12 protein-coding genes are annotated in these 20227 nt (G+C 48.5%); 2 read left to right on the forward strand and 10 right to left on the reverse strand.

Features of this window, described 5'->3' with window-relative positions; genetic code table 11:
- Positions 1-56: 56 nt before the first annotated feature.
- From CI595_RS20855 to CI595_RS20870, 4 genes are all read right to left on the reverse strand, one after another.
- Positions 57-905, reverse strand: a complete 849-nt coding sequence (locus CI595_RS20855) for a PD-(D/E)XK nuclease domain-containing protein (protein ID WP_243135226.1) — start codon at positions 903-905, stop codon at positions 57-59.
- Positions 906-1167: 262 nt separating this feature from the next.
- A complete protein-coding gene (locus CI595_RS20860) occupies positions 1168-2817 on the reverse strand; it encodes a DUF2264 domain-containing protein (RefSeq protein WP_095175546.1) in 1650 nt (549 codons plus the stop codon).
- Positions 2818-2827: 10 nt separating this feature from the next.
- Complete coding sequence (locus tag CI595_RS20865; protein ID WP_095175547.1) at positions 2828-3967, reverse strand: glycoside hydrolase family 88 protein; 1140 nt, start codon at positions 3965-3967, stop codon at positions 2828-2830.
- A gap of 183 nt (positions 3968-4150) precedes the next feature.
- Positions 4151-8314: a family 43 glycosylhydrolase gene (locus CI595_RS20870; RefSeq protein WP_243135227.1), complete on the reverse strand. Its 4164-nt coding sequence runs from the start codon at positions 8312-8314 to the stop codon at positions 4151-4153.
- Between the two features lie 208 nt (positions 8315-8522).
- Between CI595_RS20870 and CI595_RS20880 the strand changes: the two genes are divergently transcribed.
- Both CI595_RS20880 and CI595_RS20885 read left to right on the forward strand, forming a co-directional pair.
- The gene (locus CI595_RS20880) at positions 8523-10988 is read left to right on the forward strand and encodes a glycoside hydrolase family 2 TIM barrel-domain containing protein (protein WP_095175548.1); all 2466 of its coding nucleotides are present in this window, start codon (positions 8523-8525) and stop codon (positions 10986-10988) included.
- Positions 10989-11012: 24 nt separating this feature from the next.
- Positions 11013-12389: an MATE family efflux transporter gene (locus CI595_RS20885; protein ID WP_095175549.1), complete on the forward strand. Its 1377-nt coding sequence runs from the start codon at positions 11013-11015 to the stop codon at positions 12387-12389.
- Between the two features lie 68 nt (positions 12390-12457).
- Here the strand turns inward: CI595_RS20885 and CI595_RS20890 are convergent, their stop codons facing one another.
- The 6 genes from CI595_RS20890 to CI595_RS20915 all read right to left on the reverse strand — a co-directional run bounded on the left by CI595_RS20890 (position 12458) and on the right by CI595_RS20915 (position 20099).
- Positions 12458-13402, reverse strand: coding sequence for an AraC family transcriptional regulator (locus tag CI595_RS20890; protein ID WP_095175550.1), 945 nt, complete (start codon positions 13400-13402; stop codon positions 12458-12460).
- Between the two features lie 4 nt (positions 13403-13406).
- Positions 13407-15152: a glycoside hydrolase family 35 protein gene (locus tag CI595_RS20895; protein ID WP_095175680.1), complete on the reverse strand. Its 1746-nt coding sequence runs from the start codon at positions 15150-15152 to the stop codon at positions 13407-13409.
- Positions 15153-15278: 126 nt separating this feature from the next.
- Positions 15279-16865 (reverse strand): extracellular solute-binding protein, encoded by a 1587-nt coding sequence (locus tag CI595_RS20900; protein WP_095175551.1) that lies wholly within the window; start codon positions 16863-16865, stop codon positions 15279-15281.
- Positions 16866-16945: 80 nt separating this feature from the next.
- Entirely contained in the window at positions 16946-17854 is a 909-nt protein-coding gene (locus tag CI595_RS20905) for a carbohydrate ABC transporter permease (protein WP_243135228.1), read from the reverse strand.
- Between the two features lie 12 nt (positions 17855-17866).
- Positions 17867-18829 (reverse strand): ABC transporter permease, encoded by a 963-nt coding sequence (locus CI595_RS20910; protein WP_242986957.1) that lies wholly within the window; start codon positions 18827-18829, stop codon positions 17867-17869.
- A 232-nt stretch (positions 18830-19061) separates the two neighbouring features.
- On the reverse strand, positions 19062-20099 hold the full coding sequence (locus CI595_RS20915; RefSeq protein ID WP_095175552.1) for a LacI family DNA-binding transcriptional regulator: 1038 nt from the start codon (positions 20097-20099) through the stop codon (positions 19062-19064).
- Positions 20100-20227: the final 128 nt, after the last annotated feature.

The following is a 20227-nucleotide window of genomic DNA, read 5'->3' on the forward strand; positions in this document are numbered from 1 at the left end:
AGAATAAGCAGCAGTCTGTGAAAACTTAATTTCACTTTGACTGCTGCTCCTATTTTTTACATCCGCACCATACATTCCTTTTTGTAAAAGCTTATCCCATATTTTAAAATCTCTGTGTAGCCCTCATCCCGCAGCTCTGCATCGTATTTCTGTTCCTTTATCTGCCGCAGGGCAGACGCACATGCTTTCTCCATATCGGAAAACTTTGCGGAGACCTTGATCTCTAAAATAACTGCCCGTCCCCGGATACTGGGAGTTTTTAATATAATATCAGGTCTGCCTTTTCCGGATTCCCGGTTTGACAATATCCTGTATTTCCCTATATTTTTTAACAGCCCGGTCAGAAACCCATGATAGTAGCTCTGGGCATAATCGTAAAAGCTGATCGTTTCCTGAAGCTGGCTGCTGATCTCCTCCTCCATCACCCTGAAATTTCCATGTTCTATGGCCTCATACAGCACACCTAGATCCATGTTCCGGACCTTTTGGTCAAACCAGGAGAGGATCGTATTCTTATAAATATAACGAACTTCTGCATTTGGGATCGCCATCTCAATATACTGGTCTTCCCCTACCATCCGCCTGTCTGTCTGCCTTAAATACCCTGTAAAAAACAGAAAATTCCACAGGTTATCTTCCGACTGATACACATCCCCATATGTGATATCTTCATGGACAGGCTTTTCGATCGTACTGCCCTCGATCAATGCCTCCAGCTCTCCTCTGACCGAAATATCTGCCCTTTCCACCAGCCCTCTGACAATACTGTTTGATGAAGTATTGGCCCAATAAGGGGAAGGAAACGCCTCTCTGTCTGCACATAAATCCTTGGTAAACTTAACAACGCTCCATGGATTATATACCTCCTCGTCACCGAAACGATATCCGTCGTACCAATGCCGCATTATATCTTTTTTCTCTTCAAGACCATAGTATTGACGCCTTTCCCTTTTTCCCAATTATACTTCATTAACAGAAATAGATAAAGCCCCTTTTCGGTATAAAAAAGGGGCTTTATCTCTAATAGTGTTACTGTTTCGTAGCTCTTTGCACAGTAACGCGCTTCGCGATGCACCGATATGAGCATTCTGCCCCGTATCGCGCTGCCTGCCTCGGGATTTTCATGCTTCCGGCATGAAAACGCCTCCCGGTACAGTGGCCTGTGAACTAATATAACACTTCCGTCTCTATAACATTTTTCCCTTTCCGGATCTCATATTTCACAACAGGGATCAAAGTTTTGCTGTGAATCAGGTTGGTATTGGGGTCCGGCTTGATGACCATGGATTCCCCTTCTCCCTGCAGGGAACGCACTTCACATCCCTCCGGTTCCGTCATGGGCAGGGCAAATCCGGCATCATAAGCGGTACAGTCATAATCACTTTCAATGGTATGTATCCTCCTGTGTCCCGCACCGGTGGGAATGATACGGGAATGCACCAGGATTCCCGGCAGGGGAGACCATACAGAAACGATCTGTTCTTTTGTCACCTCATAGCTCTTTGCCTGCCCGCGGATAAAAATATGTCCCAGCACTTCAAAAGACAGTACACTGTCCGGTGCGGCTTCCTGAACATTCACCGGGGAGCGCATCACGCTGAAGCCATATTTTGTGGAGTAGGCGAACTTGGCGTATTTTTCCTCGGTATGGCCGTGAACATGTCCAAAGGTACGGCCTCCCGGAAGGGCCACCACATTGCCGCCGGCTCTTCTCTGTATGATCATATCCGCCTTCTCCAGGTATTTCTCTGACCGGAGCAGAGGAAGAGGCGCCGCCTCGCAGGTCCAGAAAGGGTCATCCTCCGGCAGGGCAAGACATGCAAAGGCCTTCATGGCCCAATAGGGCGACTGGGGAGAATTGTAGCTCTCCGTCATCTGCAGATTGGGATAGCAATACCCAATGGTCAGAAGCCCTGAATGATCAAAGATCGGCTGATTCATCCAATACTCCAGATGCCGTACAAGGATCCCCTTCATAACAGGCAGGGGAAGAGGCTCAATATGCGCCATGACGCAGGCAGAATAAAAGGCCGCCTGTGCAAAGCGGTAAGTCAGAGAGCGCCCATAGGGAAGGGCACTGCCGTCCTCTGCAAACCAATACACAAAGTCTTTCCCAAACTGCTCCGCCCGTTCCAGGTAACGCCTGCACCGCTTGGGATCCTCCTCCTTCATGACCATTGCGTACACAATTCCATAAAACTCCATGGCAAACGGAATATAATAATCCGCCTGTCCGTTCTCTCCGTCCAGATACCAGCCGCCGCCAAGGTAGCAGGACTCAATGAAATCCAGGCTTTTTTCCATTCCCTCTTTGTCATAGGGCATTCCCGTCTTTCTGAGTGCCGTGTTCACCAGGATGTGGAAGAAACGCCAGTTACAGTCACAGCATTTATTCCGGTTTATCTCCCAGAGCCAAACACTAACCTGTTTCTTCTCCTTTTCCGTCAACGGCTCCCAGATCTTCTCTCCTGCAAACAGGATGGCAAAGGCAATGGCAGCCATCTCCACCAGCTTCTGGTCATAATCTCCACATTTGCCCCAGTATTCCACTGAAGCAGGGTCTGTACCGGAAACCAGGCCCTGCCTGTATATCTTTTCAAAGGCCTCATCACTTCCGCCCCCTGCCCAGAAGGCAGCCAGTCCCCAGAGCGGACGCGAAAATCCTTCCATCCAGGCACTCTCATCCGGATAATGGGCGCTGGTGCAGCCTATGTTCAGACGGGCTTTTTCTTCACTGTAATACGGTTTCAGCGGGTTCAGGATCTCCAGCATCCATTTCTCAAAATCCTGCCTCGTGTTCAGCTTTCTCTTATCCATAAGGCACCTCCTACCAAATCCAGAAATCTCTGCCCATCAGCCGCAGAACTGCTTCTATAAAGAAATAATCCCCGTAAATAATAGGTACCTGAAGGTTCTCCCCCTCATCATGATACGCCACTTTTCCCATACCCAGAACTCCGTCCTCATCCGGGTTCCAGTTACAGAACTGTTCTTCCATGGCACGCAGGATCCGCAGGGCACTTTTCTCATACAGGTTTTTCTCATTTTCCGGCACATGTTTCGCGATCTCCAGAAGGCCGCAGGCTGCACAGGCACCGGCTGTGGAATCATAATACAGCGGCTCCTTGGGTGCTCTGAAATCACACAGGGGAAGATAATCCGTAAGGGATACATTTGCAATAAAATAGTGGGCTGTCTGCTTTGCCGCGTCCAGGTATTTTTGTTCTTTTGTGTGGGCATAACTGATGGCAAATCCATAGACTGCCCAGGACTGTCCTCTCGACCAGGAAGACCCCTCCTCATACCCCTGCCCTGCCGGTGCTTCCAAAAGCTCTCCGGTCAATGGGTCCAGTATGGCAATGTGATTACAGGAACCGTCCGGGCGCAGTATCTTCTCCATTGCTGTGTCTGCGTGTTTTCTGGCGACCGCTTCAAAACGCGGATCCTTTGATTCCTCGGAAGCCCAGTAGAGCAGGGACAGATTCATCAGACAGTCAATGATCATCCATCCTGCCTTATCGTCATTCCAGGCTCGTATGAAGTTTCCCAGCACATTAAATCTGCCTGCCAGCAGATTGGCTGCGTGCTGGCCTCTGATATAGGACTCATGACTGCCTGTAAGCCGGTAGTCCGCCACTGCTGTGTGCATCCACATGAAGCCCACGTCGTGGTAAAGCCCTTCATATTCCTCCATGGATCTGTCCAGGCGTTTCTCCACATTTTCAGCTTTCCTGCGGTATATTTCCTTCCCTGTGGCGTGATACATCTGCCACAGGATCCCGCCCCAGAACCCATTGGTCCACCAGGCGATATCCCGTTCTCCCAAATCCTCCTCATAGTGTCCATTTTTTGGAATGTAGGGAATTTTATCCCCCAGCCTTTCACATTCCTTTTCCATTTTCAGATCGAATCTTGCAAAGGTTTCTTCCAGCCATTTACAATCTGCTTCTGATAAAAATTTCTGCATGAATCTGTTTCCTCCGAATATTAAATATGGTAACGGTTCAGTACCCTCACAGTTACAGGCAAAAATCCATGCAGAATCGCTTTTGGCGATGGGATTTTTGCTTGGCTGCGGAATGCTTTCTTACGGTCAGCGCAGTGCATGCGCAGACCTACTGGATCGTTACTAAATATGTTATCTCTTCCTCTATGGATTTACATATACCGGTTTCATCAACCCGTCTGCTCCGAATTCCACCCGGTCCATACAGGTCTCACGGTGATAGCCTTTTCCCTCCGGATAATCACTGAAAGGAGTGGCAAATCTATGATAAGCCATGTAATAAGTATCTTCCCCGGACCCTTTGAAAATGCAGTGATGGCCTGTCCCCAGCACACCCGTCTCCGGCCTCTTCAAAAGCACGGGATACAGGTATTTCACAGGTCCGTACAGACTTTTTGAGATACCGTAGTTCACATGATAATCCTCACATCCGGTGTCCTCACACGACCAGGTAAAATGATAGATCCCCTGCCTTTTCAGAACGGTCACAGCCTCTCTGAAATCCTCTGCGCCCTCCAGGTTTTTCATGGTTTCCGGGCAGACATGGAGCAGGTCGTCACTTAACTTTACAATGGCCGGCTCCCCGTTTCCAAACAGCATATACACCTGCCCATCCTCTTCATAGATGGAAGGGTCTATCACCTGACTCATTTTTACCCCTGCGGCCTGCACCGTTTCAGGGGTCAGCAGAGGTTCCGGCTGTGCCAAAAAACCGGACACCGGGGAATCACTGACAGCTGCACCGATACAGGAGACACCATCCGGCCTTTTTGCGCAGAAATAATAATAAAACCGTCCATTCCGCTGAAAAACAGCCGGAGCCCAGGCCGAACCCACAGACCAGGGAACCTGCTCGGAAGCAACATCCAGTATGATGCCCTCGTCCTTCCATTTTCTCAGATCTTTGGAGGAGAACACATGGAATTTTGTCCCTGACCAGTGTGAAAAACCGTCTGTTGTGGGATATAAATAGTAAGTCCCATTAAAGTTCAGCACATCCGGGTCTGCATAAAGCCCCGGAAGTACAGGATTTTGTCTGCCGTGCAGTCTTAAGATACAGATAGATTCCGGTTTTATGTCAACTTCAAATCTGTTGCTCTCAAACGCGGCTGCCGTTACCTTGGGAGTCACCAGATCCGGGTGTTCAAACGTGTTTCTGTCCTCTCTCCCAAATCCATCCATTCTGTATAGGCTGCCTGCAAAACGGCTGTTTTCCTCACCCTCCAGGCATATCTGTACCTTCTGCTCCCGAGGCAGTACATTGACCAGTTTGATGATCACATCTCCTGTGTCCTTTTCCAGGCTGCTGGTAATATAAACCGGCTCTGCCAGAACCCGAAGCACCTCTGTCTCCTGCTCCGGAACTCCGTCCACAAATGTCTCCACCCTTCTGCCCCGAACACGGATCTCCAGGTCGTAAGTCCTTCCCACTTCCACGCTGCGGGTCCGCTGGATCAAACAGGAATTTCTCCCATTCACATCCTCACCGATGATGGAATCTTGATTGGCCCATCCGCCAATTTCCCAGAACAGGCGGTTTTTCTCATCCTGCTGCCCAAAACTTATGGTAAATCCCTTTTTGCCGCTCAACTCTCTGGCATGCAGATGAATGGTATAGTCTCTGCTGCTTACATCCATGAGCTTTTCCTTCGGTTTGTCAGGGTTCACCACTGTTTTCGGATATGTATACTGTTTCCCTGTCTCTTCCTCTGTGATCACGATATTGTCAAATACCACCTCGGATTCATTGGCTTCCAGGACAATGGATCCGGGAAGACTGTCCGGATACCTGCTCAGCATTACGGACGGACCCTTATCCTCAATTTCCTGCTGCAGCACCACATCCCCGTGATGGTTCATAAAAAGTTTCTGAACATAATAGCTGGGAGAAGGCACTGCCCTATGGTTATCCATCCATATCATATCCGGTTCCCAGTTTACATAATCCTTATGACAGAACAGCGGTGCATAGCATGTCAGTTTTACTGCATGGGCTGCGTTCTGCATTCCCACCATAAAAGATGCTTCCGCCAATGCATTGAACCAGGTATTATCATGGGAAGCATACTCTCCCAGAAATACCTTAGGTCCATTCTCAGGAAATGCATCGTAGCGGTGGTGATGGGCGATAAACCATTCCGGGGACTGGTAATAATGTTCATCCACCAGATCAGCCCCCTCCTCTCTTGCGGACCGCCACCCTCTGTCGTATTCCCTGCCTGCCGCAAAGGGGCCGCTGGTGCCAATGATCCGTATCTCCGGATATTTCTCCCGGATCGCCTTATGAAAAAGAGGGTACCGTTCAAAAAACGGCTCTCCCACCTCCTCATTACCGATACCGATATATTCCAAATGAAACGGTTCGGGATGTCCCATTTTGGCCCGCCTGGCGCCCCAGAAAGAGTCTGCATCCCCATTGGCAAATTCGATCAGATCCAGTGCATCCCGGATATATCCTTCCAGTTCATCTCCCACAGCCCCCTCGCGGGTATGGGGATTATAGCCCCCGGGAAGTACAGGAACAGGCTTTGCACCTAAATCTTCGCACAGCAGAAAATATTCATAATACCCCAGTCCCATGGTCTGGTTATATCCCCAGTTATTTCGGCAGGCAGGCCGGTTTTCCACAGGGCCGATGGTGTTCTTCCACCGGTACAGGCTGTCCCTGTCTTTGGCGTGCAGGGAACCGCCGTGGATCAGGCAGCCTCCGGGAAAACGCAGAAATTTAGGATGCATATCCTCCAGAAGCTGCGCCAGATCTCTGCGCAGGCCGTTCTTTCTGTTCTTATAGGTATGTCTTGGAAACAAAGACACAAAATCAAGTTCCACACATCCGCTTCCCTTTACTGTTACAGCCAGTCTTCCCTGCCTGTCATCCATAGGCGCCTGCAGCGTAAGCTGGTATTTCTCCCAGTCTTCTGTCATATAAATACTTGCACAGGTATAGACCTGTCCATTTGCGGAGCGCAGGGAAACTTCCAATCGCTCACAGTCTCCCCTCTCTTTTCTGGCATAACAAGTAAAGTCATAGGACTCATCTTTTTCAAAGGAGATTCCCTGCCCGAATCCCAGATTCCAGACACCGGTATCCTCCCCTGCCTCCGGTATTTCCATCACCAGATAATGGGGATTTTCAGGGAAAAGCCCATGTTCTTTTTCCACGCGGAGTTCTGTTTTCCCGCCCTTTTCAATCTTCTCCCAGGCCGTCAGTCCATGATACTCCGGGTTGTCTACAGAACAAAATTCAAAGGCACGGTTCTGAACCAGTTCCGCATATAATCCGCCGTCTGCCGCATGGTTCAGATCTTCAAAAAAGATGCCAAACAGGTCCTGCATCTCTGCTTTTTCTGCTTTTGTATTAATGTTTACCTTTATATCAGGTTCTGCATTTTTGCTGCCCCACCGCTCATACAAGCGCTGGTATTCACTTTCCTTCAGCACCAGCACAGACCCGTGGCGTTTGCAGACATTTCCCATATCATAATCCGCTGCTTCAGCCACTTTAAAATCACCGTTTTCCAGACTTGTACAGATGAGGGGAAGGTATCCGAGTCCTTCTGCAAACCGGTCCACCATAAGGCACCACTTCCCTTTTTCCCCCATGGGGAATGCCGCCGGACCCTCCACTCCCATCAGCGTGCGCAATTGTTCTGCACATACCTCCGTAAATTCTCCCTGCAGGCTTGTGCCTTTGTCCATGCGTATATTTTTATTGGTTTCATCCTTTGAGAATCGGTAGAAAACGCCTTCTTCCTCTATAATGGTGGTGTCTATTACATGATGATCCCTCTCAATGTATTTTTCCGGTGCTGTGAACACCCTAAAATCTCTGGTGTAGGAACAATAAATTCTTTGTTTATGCGCTGAGTCCCCCGGCTCTTTTGTCATGGAGGCCCAGAATACAAGGTAGGATCCCTTCTCCGGATCGTAGATAGCCTCCGGCGCCCACGCACAGCCGGCCCCCGGGATTCCCGTCTCAAAACTCCAGGGTTCTGACCAGTGAAGCAGATCTTCAGAGCACCAGACAATGATCCGGGTACTCCCCTCTATCTGTGCTGCCGTCCAGCCTTTCTTGCTGGCAATCCTCAGATCTGTGGCAATGATATAAAACTTTCCATCTATGACAGACTTTATTATAAATGGGTCCCTGACTCCTTTTTCTCCGATCCCGGACCGGATCACCGGCCTGCCCTCATTCAAATCCTGCCAGTGCATCCCGTCTCTGCTTAGCGCAAAATACACCTGTTCTCCATCCGGAGACTCCCCTGTAAAATGTACAAATAAATAACCGTTTTCTCTCTGATCCATGCAGTTTTTTCCTCCTTACTCATGCCATATCCCGGTATTTTGAAATCGGTTTCAAATTTTCTTTCATTCTACTACACCCAGCGGACTTTTACAATGCCTTTCGGGAAAAAGTCGCTGATTTACAATAAGTCTCTCCCAATTCCATTGTTTTCCCCTGCCGTTTCCTTATAATATGTTTTAGCAGAAAAAGAAACTAGGAGGTATTCCATTGAATACAACATTTTATCCCATAACACAAAGCTGCAGATTCCATCCGGGAGACTGCCCGGATGCATGGCAGGCATGGTATGATGACTCAGCCTGGGAGACGGTTTCGCTCCCTCACGACTGGTCGGTAACTCTTCCGTTCTCCAGAGAATATTCCAGTGGTACCGGATACCTGGCAGGCGGCATCGGATGGTATCGGTTCCGGATCACACCCCACGAATCCTGGAAAGGTAAAAGGCTGTCTCTGGCCTTTGACGGTGTCTATAAAAACAGCCGTGTCTGGTGCAACAGCTACTATCTGGGAAACAGGCCAAACGGATATATTTCCTTTACTTATGATATTACAGAGCAGTTTTGTTTTGACCGCGAAAACATCATCTGTGTCTGTGTAGACCACAGGGATATTGCGGATTCCCGCTGGTTCACCGGCTCCGGTATCACCCGAAAAGTACAGCTTCTAGTACAGGAGCCTGTGCATATGGTCCCTTACAGCGCGGCGTTTGAAACACCTGAGGTATCCCCTGAAAAAGCGATCTTTCGTGCATCCTGTGAGATAAAAAATGATACCTTGCAGGATGTACGGGCCACCGTTACATTCAGGCTTTTGAGGACAGGATATGATGGTCTTGCTGCCAATGAAACACAGAGAGGGCAGGCCGTAACCAACCCTTCGGCTGCTTCCGGGGTGCAGGCCGAAGCTTCTGTCAATATGTGCTTCCCTGCCGGTACCGTATGCAAGGCTGAGGCTTCCCGTGTGGTAACTGCCCCTGTCCTGTGGTCTCCGGATTCACCGGAATTATATACTTTGGAAACCTGGATCTGCCTGTCCGGTGAGTGTGCTCCGGAAGCTGACTGCACTATAGGATACAGGATTGACACACGCAGCGTCGGATTCCGCAGTATCTGTTTTGATGCTGACAGAGGCTTTTTCTTAAACGGCACAAACACTCTGATAAAAGGAGTCTGCGTCCATCACGATGCTGGCTGTCTGGGTGCTGCCGTGCCCGCCGCAGTATGGCGCAGGCGCCTCAGAAAGTTAAAGGATATGGGATGCAATGCCATACGGATGAGCCACAATCCCCATATGCCGGAACTTTATGACCTCTGCGATGCGATGGGTTTTCTTGTCATAGATGAAGCATTTGACGAGTGGGAAGGTCCCAAAAACAAATGGAGCACCGGACACAATGTGTATCCCCCAAAGCACCAGGGCTACTATCTGGAGTTTCCCCAGTGGCATAAAGAGGATCTGACAGCACTTGTGCGCCGTGACCGCTGCCATCCCTCTGTTATCATGTGGAGTATCGGCAATGAGATCGACTACCCCAATGACCCTTACTGCCACGCCTCTTTCACCACCATGACAGGCAACAATGATGCGGATAAACCTGCGGAGGAACGGCAGTATAACCCCCAAAGGCCGGATGCCGGACGCCTGGCTGTGCTCGCACAAAAACTGTCCAAAATCGTGAAAGAAAATGATAAGACCCGTCCTGTCACCCTGGCTGCTGCTTTCCCGGAGCTGTCTTCGGGACTGGGCTTCCTGGACTCTGTGGATGTTGCCGGATATAACTACAAGGAACATCTCTATGAGGAAAGCCACCGCAGATTCCCCGGCAAACCATTTATCGGAAGCGAAAACGGTCACAGCCTGGAAGCGTGGAGAGCAGTGACGGATAAGCCCTGGATCTCAGGACAGTTTCTCTGGACCGGAATTGATTATCTGGGGGAAGCTAAAGGCTGGCCCATTCATGGCTCCGGTGCAGGGCTTCTGACACTTGCCGGATTTGAAAAACCGGGTTATTACCGCAGACAGAGTCTATGGTCCTCCAAGCCCATGATACATCTGTCCACTGCCCGGATGGACGCTGACCGGGGGGAATGGACCCCTGTTGCTGATACCTGGAACTACCCGGAAAAAGAAGAAGTGCTTATAAAGTGTTACACCAATCTGCCCCGGGCAGAAATATGGCTGAATGACAAGTGCCTGGGCACTTTTGAGAAAGATCCGGACGCGGATGCCATTACTCTTTCCGCTGCCTACACGCCCGGCACACTGAAAGCACTGGGAACCGCTTTGGATGGAACAAAAGTCTCACACACACTGATAACTACAGGCACTGCCTGCTGTGTATCCCTGCAATGTTTTGAGGACTCCCCGCATCCCGGCCCCCAGCCCGTGTTATATCAAATTGAGGCACTTATGAGAGATACCTGGGGCAATCCTGTCCTCTCCGACTCTTCCCTCCTGCATGTGACAGCAGATAACGGCAGAATATGCGGGCTGGAGAATGGAAACCTGGCGGATGTGACGGATTACAGCGCCCACTTCAGACGGGCATATTGCGGCAGATTATTAATTTATGTAAACCATATCAATGAGGAAAAAGAAGTGACCATCACGGTTTCCGGTGACGCGGAGGCAAATATAAAACCAGCGGTCCTGATACTTCCTCCATTAAAGTGACAGAGATAGAAAGAAGGAAACTCCATGAAATTCTTTCACTATGACAAAACCTTAAGCATTATGAAAACACCACAGGGCACCATGACCCTGTCCCGCATCTTCGTACCCTTTTTTACGGAAATGCTGCTTCTTAATATGATGGGCACCATCAACACCCTGATGCTCTCCCATTACTCAGATGATGCCGTGGCAGCCGTTGGCTCTGCCACCCAGCTTCTGGGAATGATACTCACCTTTTATACCGTGATCGGCACAGGCGCGTCCATAGTCATCAACCACAACCTGGGTGCTGAAAATACAGAAAAGGCTTCTGACGCTGCTTTTACCTCCATTATCTTGTGCGGCACATTAAGTTTGGTTCTGGGCACCTCTCTTTCCCTGGCAGCCAGGCCTCTTCTGGGCCTTATGCATCTGGAAGGGCAGGTTTTGGACTATGCAGTCACCTATTTCCGGATCGCTGTGCAGTTTTCATTTTTTCAGGCAGTGACATCCAGCGTCTCCGGCATTTTCAGAAGTTACGGGAAGCCTAAGATATCCGTCTGCGTGTCCCTGACCATGAACTGTATGAACGCCGCACTGGACTATCTGATCATTTTCCGCCCGGTAGAACTTCCCCTTTCCGGGGTATCCGGCATTGCTGCCGCCTATGTATGCAGCCAGTTGTTCGGACTGCTCCTGATACTCACTTTCCTGCGGAAAATACCGCTGGGGCTGAATTTCAGAAAAAAAGGTCCCGCTTCATTGAAAATTGTCACAACTATGCTGAAGGTGGGCATCCCGGGAGGTGTCAGCACCATTTCCTACAATCTTTCCCAGGTAGTCTCCACCTCCATCATTGCTATATTGGGGGTTGGTGCTATCTCCACTAAAATATATGTGTCCAACATTGTATTTTACGTGTATGTATTCGGCATGAGTCTGGGATTATCCACTTCCCTTATGATAGGGTGGCTCGCCGGAGCGGGTAAATATGAGCAGGCATACAAGTTAAATCTTCAGAACCTGAAACTGACCATAGGCGCCAACGTGACCCTTTCCTTCCTGATCTTTCTTCTGGCAGAGCCTTTGCTTGGATGCTTTACCTCGGACCCCCAGATCATTGCCATGGGCAGGCATCTGATGCTCATTGATATCCTGGTAGAAACCGGCCGGGGATTCAACCATGTGGAAGAAAATTCCCTGCGCGGCGCCGGGGACGTGATCTATCCCATGACGGTATCTATGATATCCTGCTGGACCATGAGTATTCTCTTTTCCTATATTCTGGGAATCCGCATGGGACTTGGCCTTGCAGGGTGCTGGATCGCCTTTGCCATGGACGAATTTTTCCGCGGAACTGCCTATCTGATACGCTGGAGATCCAGAAAATGGACCGCAAAAACAGTCGCGGCCCATGTCTAGTCAGCAAAACGGGAGCACCATACAGGCACTCCCGTTTTGCAAAAATGATCAGCGTGACCGTCAGTTTTTTATTGCAAATTTCCGTTACCATCCTCACACTCTATCTCCCTCACCCCTGCCAAAGCCCCATACTGCCCCGGTGATATCCCGGTATACTTTTTAAACACCTTGCAAAAATACCCGTCATCCTTAAATCCCACCCGGTATCCCACGGCGGAGATCTTCATGGAAGTGGTAGCCAGCAGCTCCATGGCACGGTGTATGCGTATTTCATTCAGGCAGGCAAAGATGGTTTTTCCGATGTTCTTTTTAAATACCCGGTTCAGATAATCAAAATTACAGGAAAACTCCTCCTCAATTCCTGCACCTGATATCTGCCGGTGATAATTCTCATTCAAATAATTCAAAAGCTCATGGACCCGGTGATAGGAGGATGGGATTCCGTGGGTGGGCCTGGCCGTCCAGGAAGACAAAGCCTCCCTGGAGATTGCCACCAGGGCCTCCATAAAGCGGCACTCACACGCCACTTTATAATTCTCCATCTGGTTTCTATGCTGTTCCATGGCTTCCTGGATCAGCTGCAGCACCCGCAGATAGCCTCCCTTTCTGCCCAGAGAAACGTGCTTCGGCAGCCACAGGACGTCATCTCTGTACCGCTTATGGGAACCGCTGTCCTGCTGCAGGCAGGTTCCCCGGATCTGCAGAAGGTTCTCCATAAAACCCGGCTGCACCTCTCTTCTGTAGATCTGGGGATGGCGGAAATGGATATAAAAATACTCACACCCGGAGGCCTTCAGTCCTTCGTGCACAAAGTCCGTATCCAGCAGAAGTATATCTCCTTCCCTGAGTTCATATTCTTTTTCCTCTTCCCTCAGGTACAGCACCCCCTGCTTCATAATATACAGGATATATTCATCCGGCTGCCGCCTTCTGTGTACATAGGGCGGCTCCAGCACAGCTGTGTCCACCAGCCTGATCTGCGGCAGGATATTGGCATTTATTTCATAATACATCTCTTCATCCAAGGTCCGGTTCACTGCAAAGTGAGATGCTGCCCGGCGCTTTTCCCTCTGTCTCGAAAATAAGGATCGTATTTTCCCCTTCTCTCAACAGCGGGGCCGGTATATATAACCGCTTCTGCGGACCGATCTCCCAAAAACGTCCGATATTAAATCCATTGACCAGCACACAGCCTTTTCCCCATCCGGTAAAGTCAAGGAAGGTATCCCCTGTCTCGTCAGCCTCAAATGTAAATTCATAGAATCCCGGCTCTCCCGCTTTGATCGGGGCCTCAAAATCCAGACTGCTTAGATCTTCCATTGGCAGGCAGTATTCTGTCCAGTGATAATGCTGATGGCCGTTGATCTGCACGCTTCTGTCAATTCCTTTCCGCTGCTGCTCAAGAGCCGGCCCAAAGTTGACGCGGCCCATATTTTCCATCAAAATGGAGATCTTCTCCCCCTTTTGGACCGGATCCTCAAACGCATACTCTGTCAGCAGTTCCCTGTCATACAGTGTCAGTACAGGCTTTTCATCCACAAACATATTTGCTCTGTCATTTGCGCCCCACAGACGGATCTTTTCAATAGGTCCCTCGTATTTCAACGGACTTTCGTACAAGATGTAGCCGTATCCCTGCCCCAGCTTTTCCATGGACTGAGGATATACACAGTCAACCGGAGAGGCTATGTTTTTCAGGTTTCCGAAAAGCCCGGCTTTTCTGGCTGTCCTCAGCGTTCCGTAGTCTTTTCTTTTTATCTCCGTACTCAGACTTACTTCCCGTATCTCCGCATATTTGCTGATAACCCGGCGGAACGCTTCATATTTCGGTGTGATCCTGCCGTCCTCAGTCAGCAGAGCATCATAATCGTAGGAAGTCACATCCGGGGTCAGCACATCATAGTAGTTGGAGCCATTTGTAAATCCAAAATTCGTGCCGCCCTCAAACATATAAATATTCACATGCCCCTCAGACAGGATTTCATCCAAATCCTTCACATGCTCATCCAGATCTCCGGTCTGATGGCATTCCACACCCCAGTTGTCAAACCAGCCCACCCAGAACTCCATGCACATAAGGGGCTTGTCCCCTATCTTCTCACGCATAATGGCAAACTGTTCTTTTCCCTTGGAGCCAAAATTTCCGGTCTGCAGGACACCGTCTATTTTTCCGCAGTCAAAGGCGTCTCCCCACGGACCGTCTGAAGTGACAAGAGGAACCTCACATCCGCATTCTGTCATGAGATCCTTCATGTATTCCAGATACTCCCTGTCATCACCATAGTAGCCGTACTCATTCTCCACCTGCATCATAATGACCGGACCGCCCTTGGTATACTGCAGAGGCGCAATGACCTTAAAAAGCTCCTCATAGTATTCTCTCACATGCTGCAGATAAGGCTCATACATACAGCGAAGGCGCATACCGTCCTCCCGCAGAAGCCAATAGGGAAGTCCGCCGAATTCCCACTCCGCACAGATATAGGGAGACGGCCTTAAGATCACCATCAGTCCCAGCTCCTGGGCCGTCTTCACATAACGTGCAATATCCAGAATACCGCTGAAATCAAACACGCCTTTCTCCTTCTCATGAAGGTTCCAGGGAATATAGGTCTCAACCGTATTACATCCCAAAGCCTTTAATTTTTCCAGTCTGTCCCTCCAATATTCAGGAACCACACGGAAATAATGCATCCCTCCGGAAATAATCTTGATCTTTTTTCCGTCCAGATAAAAATCATCCTTTATCTCAAATTTTTCCACAGTTACTCCTTTCTGAACTTTCATTTGTTCATACGGCAAATGGGAATGCCAAATGCCGGGCACTTTTCGCTGCGCCAGTATTGGTATTCCCATGCGTTTTACTAAACTTTCCTAATTAGGATTTTATCACTTTTCGCCTCTGAATGCATCAATATCTTTCTGGATAGATGCCTTTACTTCTTCATAGCCGGCTGCTTTGATCTTTTCCCTCATTTCATCGATGGCTTTGTGGGGATCATCATATTTACCATAACCAAGCTGAGGCAGATATTCAGATAATACATTGGCAATGGCTGCCTGCTGTGTCTCAATTGCGTTTTTGTCAATGATCAGGTTTTCAAATTCATAGTCATATGCAATCTTATCATAGTTGTCGATCATATCCTGTGTGCCATCCCACCAGCTTACATTCTGCAGCTCCAGGTCATCGTTACGTCCGCACCAGAAGTTGGCATCCACTTTGTCAGTTGCCTCATCCCATCCTTCCGGATAATCCAGCTTGCCGTCCTCTGTCACAATGTAGTCTGTTCCCTCAACACCATAGTTGATGTAACGGTAGCACTCTTCGTCGTTGCGCAGCAGATCATATACCATCAATGCTCTCTCCGGATGTTTGGAGTTTGCGCTGATGGCTGCGGCGCCGTGAGTCTTGAGTGGTTTTGCCACATTGTTGTTTTCCTGTCCCCAGTAATACATTTTCACATCAGAACCCGGCTGTTTTACATCCATGTTGGGTTTTACCTGTGAATAGTAAGTCTGGCTGTGGTGCTGGTCTGCCGCGCAGGTACCTGCATACATTTCCACTCTGGTATCGCCGTCATAGTTCAGGGCATCCTCACGCCATACGCCGATCTCATTCCATTCTTTCATCATGTCAGCAGCTTCATAGATCGCATCATCCTCCATGAACGGAGAAGAAACGGTATAGGGATCTTCTTTGGAGGTAAACCAGAATTCATAATTACCTGCATTGCATCCGATAAGCGGACGGTAATTGGTATTAGATAAAATGTATGGCTCCAGAAGGCTTCCCAGGTTATTCTTACCTGCATCCCACGGTACAACATCCGGCTTGTTGTCTTTTACATATTTGAAATATGTCGTCAGTTCATCAAATTTTGTGATGGTTCCATCCGTGATGCCTGCCTCTTTTGCCCAGTCTCCACGGTACATCATTCCATGGTTTGTATACTGGGTGTATTTATCCTCAGGGATGAACATGATCTCATCATTCAATTTACAGATATCCCAGTTGCCGTCAGCGTCAACCTGTTCCCAGGTCTTCGGTGCGTATGTCTTCAGCATATCTTCTGTCAGGGGCAGGAATGCACCTTTCTGCGCATTTTCCCAGCCGTACAGCCAGTCTGTAGCGGTTGTGATAATATCAAGGGATGCGTCACCGCTTAAAAGCTGTGTATTATACTGTGTCTGCCAGTCAGCCCACTCAACATAAGTGAGTTCCAGCTCTGCATTTACTTTTTCAGTCAGGACTTTGTTTAACGCTTTCAGCACCTCATCTAATCTGCCGTTGGAAGGTTTGTTTCCCAGAACCAGCATGTTGATGACTTCATGGCTGGAAGTGTCAATGGTTCCGTCCTCTTTTACTTTGGAACCTCCGTCACCGCCTTTGCTTCCGCAGCCTGCCAGGCTTGCTCCCATTAATACAGCCATGGTCAGGGCCAGAGTACGTTTTACTGTGGTATTCTTTTTCATTTTGATCCTCCACTTCTTATATTTTTTATTCATATAAATCCCTTACAGGGTAATTCATATCAGTCAGCAGTTACAAAATATCAACCTTTTACCGCTCCCACGGTGATACCGGAGATAAAATATTTCTGTACAAAAGGATACAAAAATACGATCGGTCCGGTTGCCACAACCGCTGTGGCCATCTTCAGTGTATTGGACGGAAGGTCTGCAACCGTCACAGCGGCACCGGCCATTGAGTTCTTAAGCGCAGCGGCCTGGTTTATGATGTTGTACAGATAATACTGCAGCGGCTTATAATCCACCTCTGAACCCAGATACAGGGATGAGAGGTACCATTCGTTCCAGTAGCCCAGGGCCAGAAACAGACCCACAGTTGCCAGCGCCGGTTTCAGCATGGGCAGAACAAGGGAAATAAAAATCTTGAAGTCTCCGGCTCCGTCAATCTTACCGGACTCGGTGATCTCAAAGGGCACGGATTTTGCAAAGTTCTTCATCAGAATGATCAGCCACGGTGTCATAAGCAATTGGAAGAACACGGCAAAGTAGGTTCCTTTCAACTGCAGATATCTGGATACCCAGATGAAAGTGGGCGCCATACCTGCGGAAAACAGGGTTGTAAAGTAGATGAAAAAGGAGATTACATTTCTGAAGGGAAAATCCTTTCTCTGCAGGGCATAGCCGGTCATGGCAATAACGAACAGTCCCACAAGGGTTCCGCAGACCGTAAGAAGGATGGTGACTGCGTAAGAGCCCAGTATCATTTTCGGGAACCGGAATACCCAGGTATATGCATCTAATGTGAATTCTTTCGGAAGCAGGCCGAACCCTTCCTTCATGATCACGCTCTCCGTACTGAGTGATGCCGATATGATAAGAATAAACGGCAGCAGACAGATCAGCGCAAAAGCTGTGATCACCAGATAAGAAATCATTTTTACGATCCAGGTACTGGCGTCCTGTTTTATCTTTGTCTTATTTTGATTCTGCACTTTACTCACCTCCTAGAATAATGCGTAATCCGGATCGATCCGTTTTACCAGCCAGTTACTGAACATAACAAGGGCAAATCCAAAGATGGACTGGTACAGCCCCACTGCAGACGATGTAGAGAAGTTGTTCTGCGTTGTCATGGTCCTGTATACGAACGTCTCAATAATATCGGTTGTCTGGAAGAGCTGGGAGTTATTGCCTACCATGTTCCAGAATAAACCGAAGTTACCCTTCATAATGCCGCCTAAAGCAAAGAGCAGAAGAATAATGAATGTAGGTTTCAGGCTTGGAAGGATGATGTAGCGGATCCTCTGCCAGCTCGTTGCTCCGTCCACTTCCGCGGCTTCCATCATACCGGAATCAATACCGCAGATGGCTGCAAAATAAACAACCGAACCGTATCCTGTCTGCTGCCACATCTGACAGAAGATAATGATAAACGGCCATATACCTGCCATACTGTAAATCTTGACAGGGTCTCCGCCGGTTTCACGCAGCAGGGTATTTAAAGCACCTGTATCGTAATTCAGGATATTAAATGCGATGGCTCCGATCAATACCACAGAGATGAAATACGGCAGGAACATAATGGTCTGGGATACCTTTTTAAAGTATTTGTTGCGCACTTCGTTGAGCATAACGGCAAGTGTGATCTGCACCACATTGCCCAGAACAATAAAGACCACATTGTAAAGCAGTGTATTTCTGGTCAATTTCCAAAGTTCACCGGATTGGATCAGGAATTCAAAGTTCTTCAGTCCCACAAACGGACTGCCGAAGATTCCATCCCGGAAATTATAGTTCGTAAACGCTATGTACACACCCGGCAGGGGGCAGTAATTAAAGACTATAAAAAACACCACGGCAGGAAGACACATCAGCAGCAATGTCCGGTTGTCCTTTACTTTTTTCAAGAATGGCTTTTGGGTACCTGCCATGACCGCTGTTCCTGTTTTATTTTTCCTTGCTTTCACATCATTCTCCTCCTCTTTTTGAAATCGGTTTCAATAATTCCCTGTTTTCACTCACTCTCCTAGGTTAAACACACGTGCATTTCCTCCTATTCTTGTCCTCTTTTATTACAACTGCCCTTTAGCTGCAGATGTTTTTATGTATTTCCACCATGTCCGTGCCCCTGATATTGAAACCCGTTTCAATATGGATATAATCTTACACTTCTATGTTTTAAGCCATTTACGTTTTCTCTTACCCGTTATACTTTGCCGTGGACTCACGGATCACAAGTTTAGGGGGTATGAGCTGCATTTTAGACGGATTCTTTCCCTCGATCGCCATGATCGCTGTCTCTACCAGAGTATTGGCGAATCTGTCATAATCATATCCTACGCTTGTCAGGCATGGTGTCTCAGATTCCGCGATAAATGTGTCATCAAAGCTAAGGATGGAGATGTCATCCGGTATAAAAAGTCCGTGGCGGCGGATAGACTGCATAATGCCCATTGCCATAAAATCGTTGATGGCAATGACCGCTGTGGGAAGTTCTTGTCCGCTGTCAAAAATCCTGTCCATCACCTGAAGCCCGCACTCCACGGAATACTCCGGTGTCTCCACAATGTCATCAGCAGAAAATGCGATCCCATGTTTTCTCAGACTGCTTCTGTAAGTGACCCGCTTTGTATAAGTGGAATTCACATCTTTCCTGCCTCCAATAAGCGCAATCTTTTGGTGGCCGTACGCGATAAGATGTTCCATTGCAGCCTCCATGGCCTTTTTCTGATCTATATTAACCTGGTAGCAGTCACTGCCGTCCAGTTTGCCTGTGATGACTACGGGGATCGTATCTGTGATCTGGTTGATCTTCTCCACATACTCCTCGTCTGAAACCATCTCGTCCACTTTGCCGCCGATCATGATCAGGGCATCCACCCGCATCTCGATCATCTTCTGCAGGTTCTGTTCCTGAAGTTCCATATCATTCAGATAATTGCTGAGCATCAGGCTGTAGCCTCTCTCATTGGCAGCCCTCTCACAGGCCACGGCAAGTGTTGCATAAAAAGGATTTCTGATATCCGGGATCAGGAAACCAATGAGCTTTGTCTGTGTACTGCTCAGACTGCGCGCCATGGCATTTGGCCGGAAATCATATTTCTTGATCAGAGCCTCCACCTTGATCCGCTTCTCTGTGCTGACATTGGCATTGCCTGTCAGGACCCTGGAAACGGTTGCCGGGGATACTCCTGCTTCCTTTGCGATATGATAAATACTAACTCTCTCTTTTCCCATTGTCTCACCTGTTCATATATAATGTATAGATTGTAATACTTCCAGTATAATATATGAAACCGCTTTCTACAAGACAAATCTTTTAGATCACTGCTTTGTCATATTCACCAATCGATTTATCTATATTA

Source organism: Blautia hominis (assembly GCA_002270465.1).
Taxonomy (GTDB): domain Bacteria; phylum Bacillota; class Clostridia; order Lachnospirales; family Lachnospiraceae; genus Blautia; species Blautia hominis.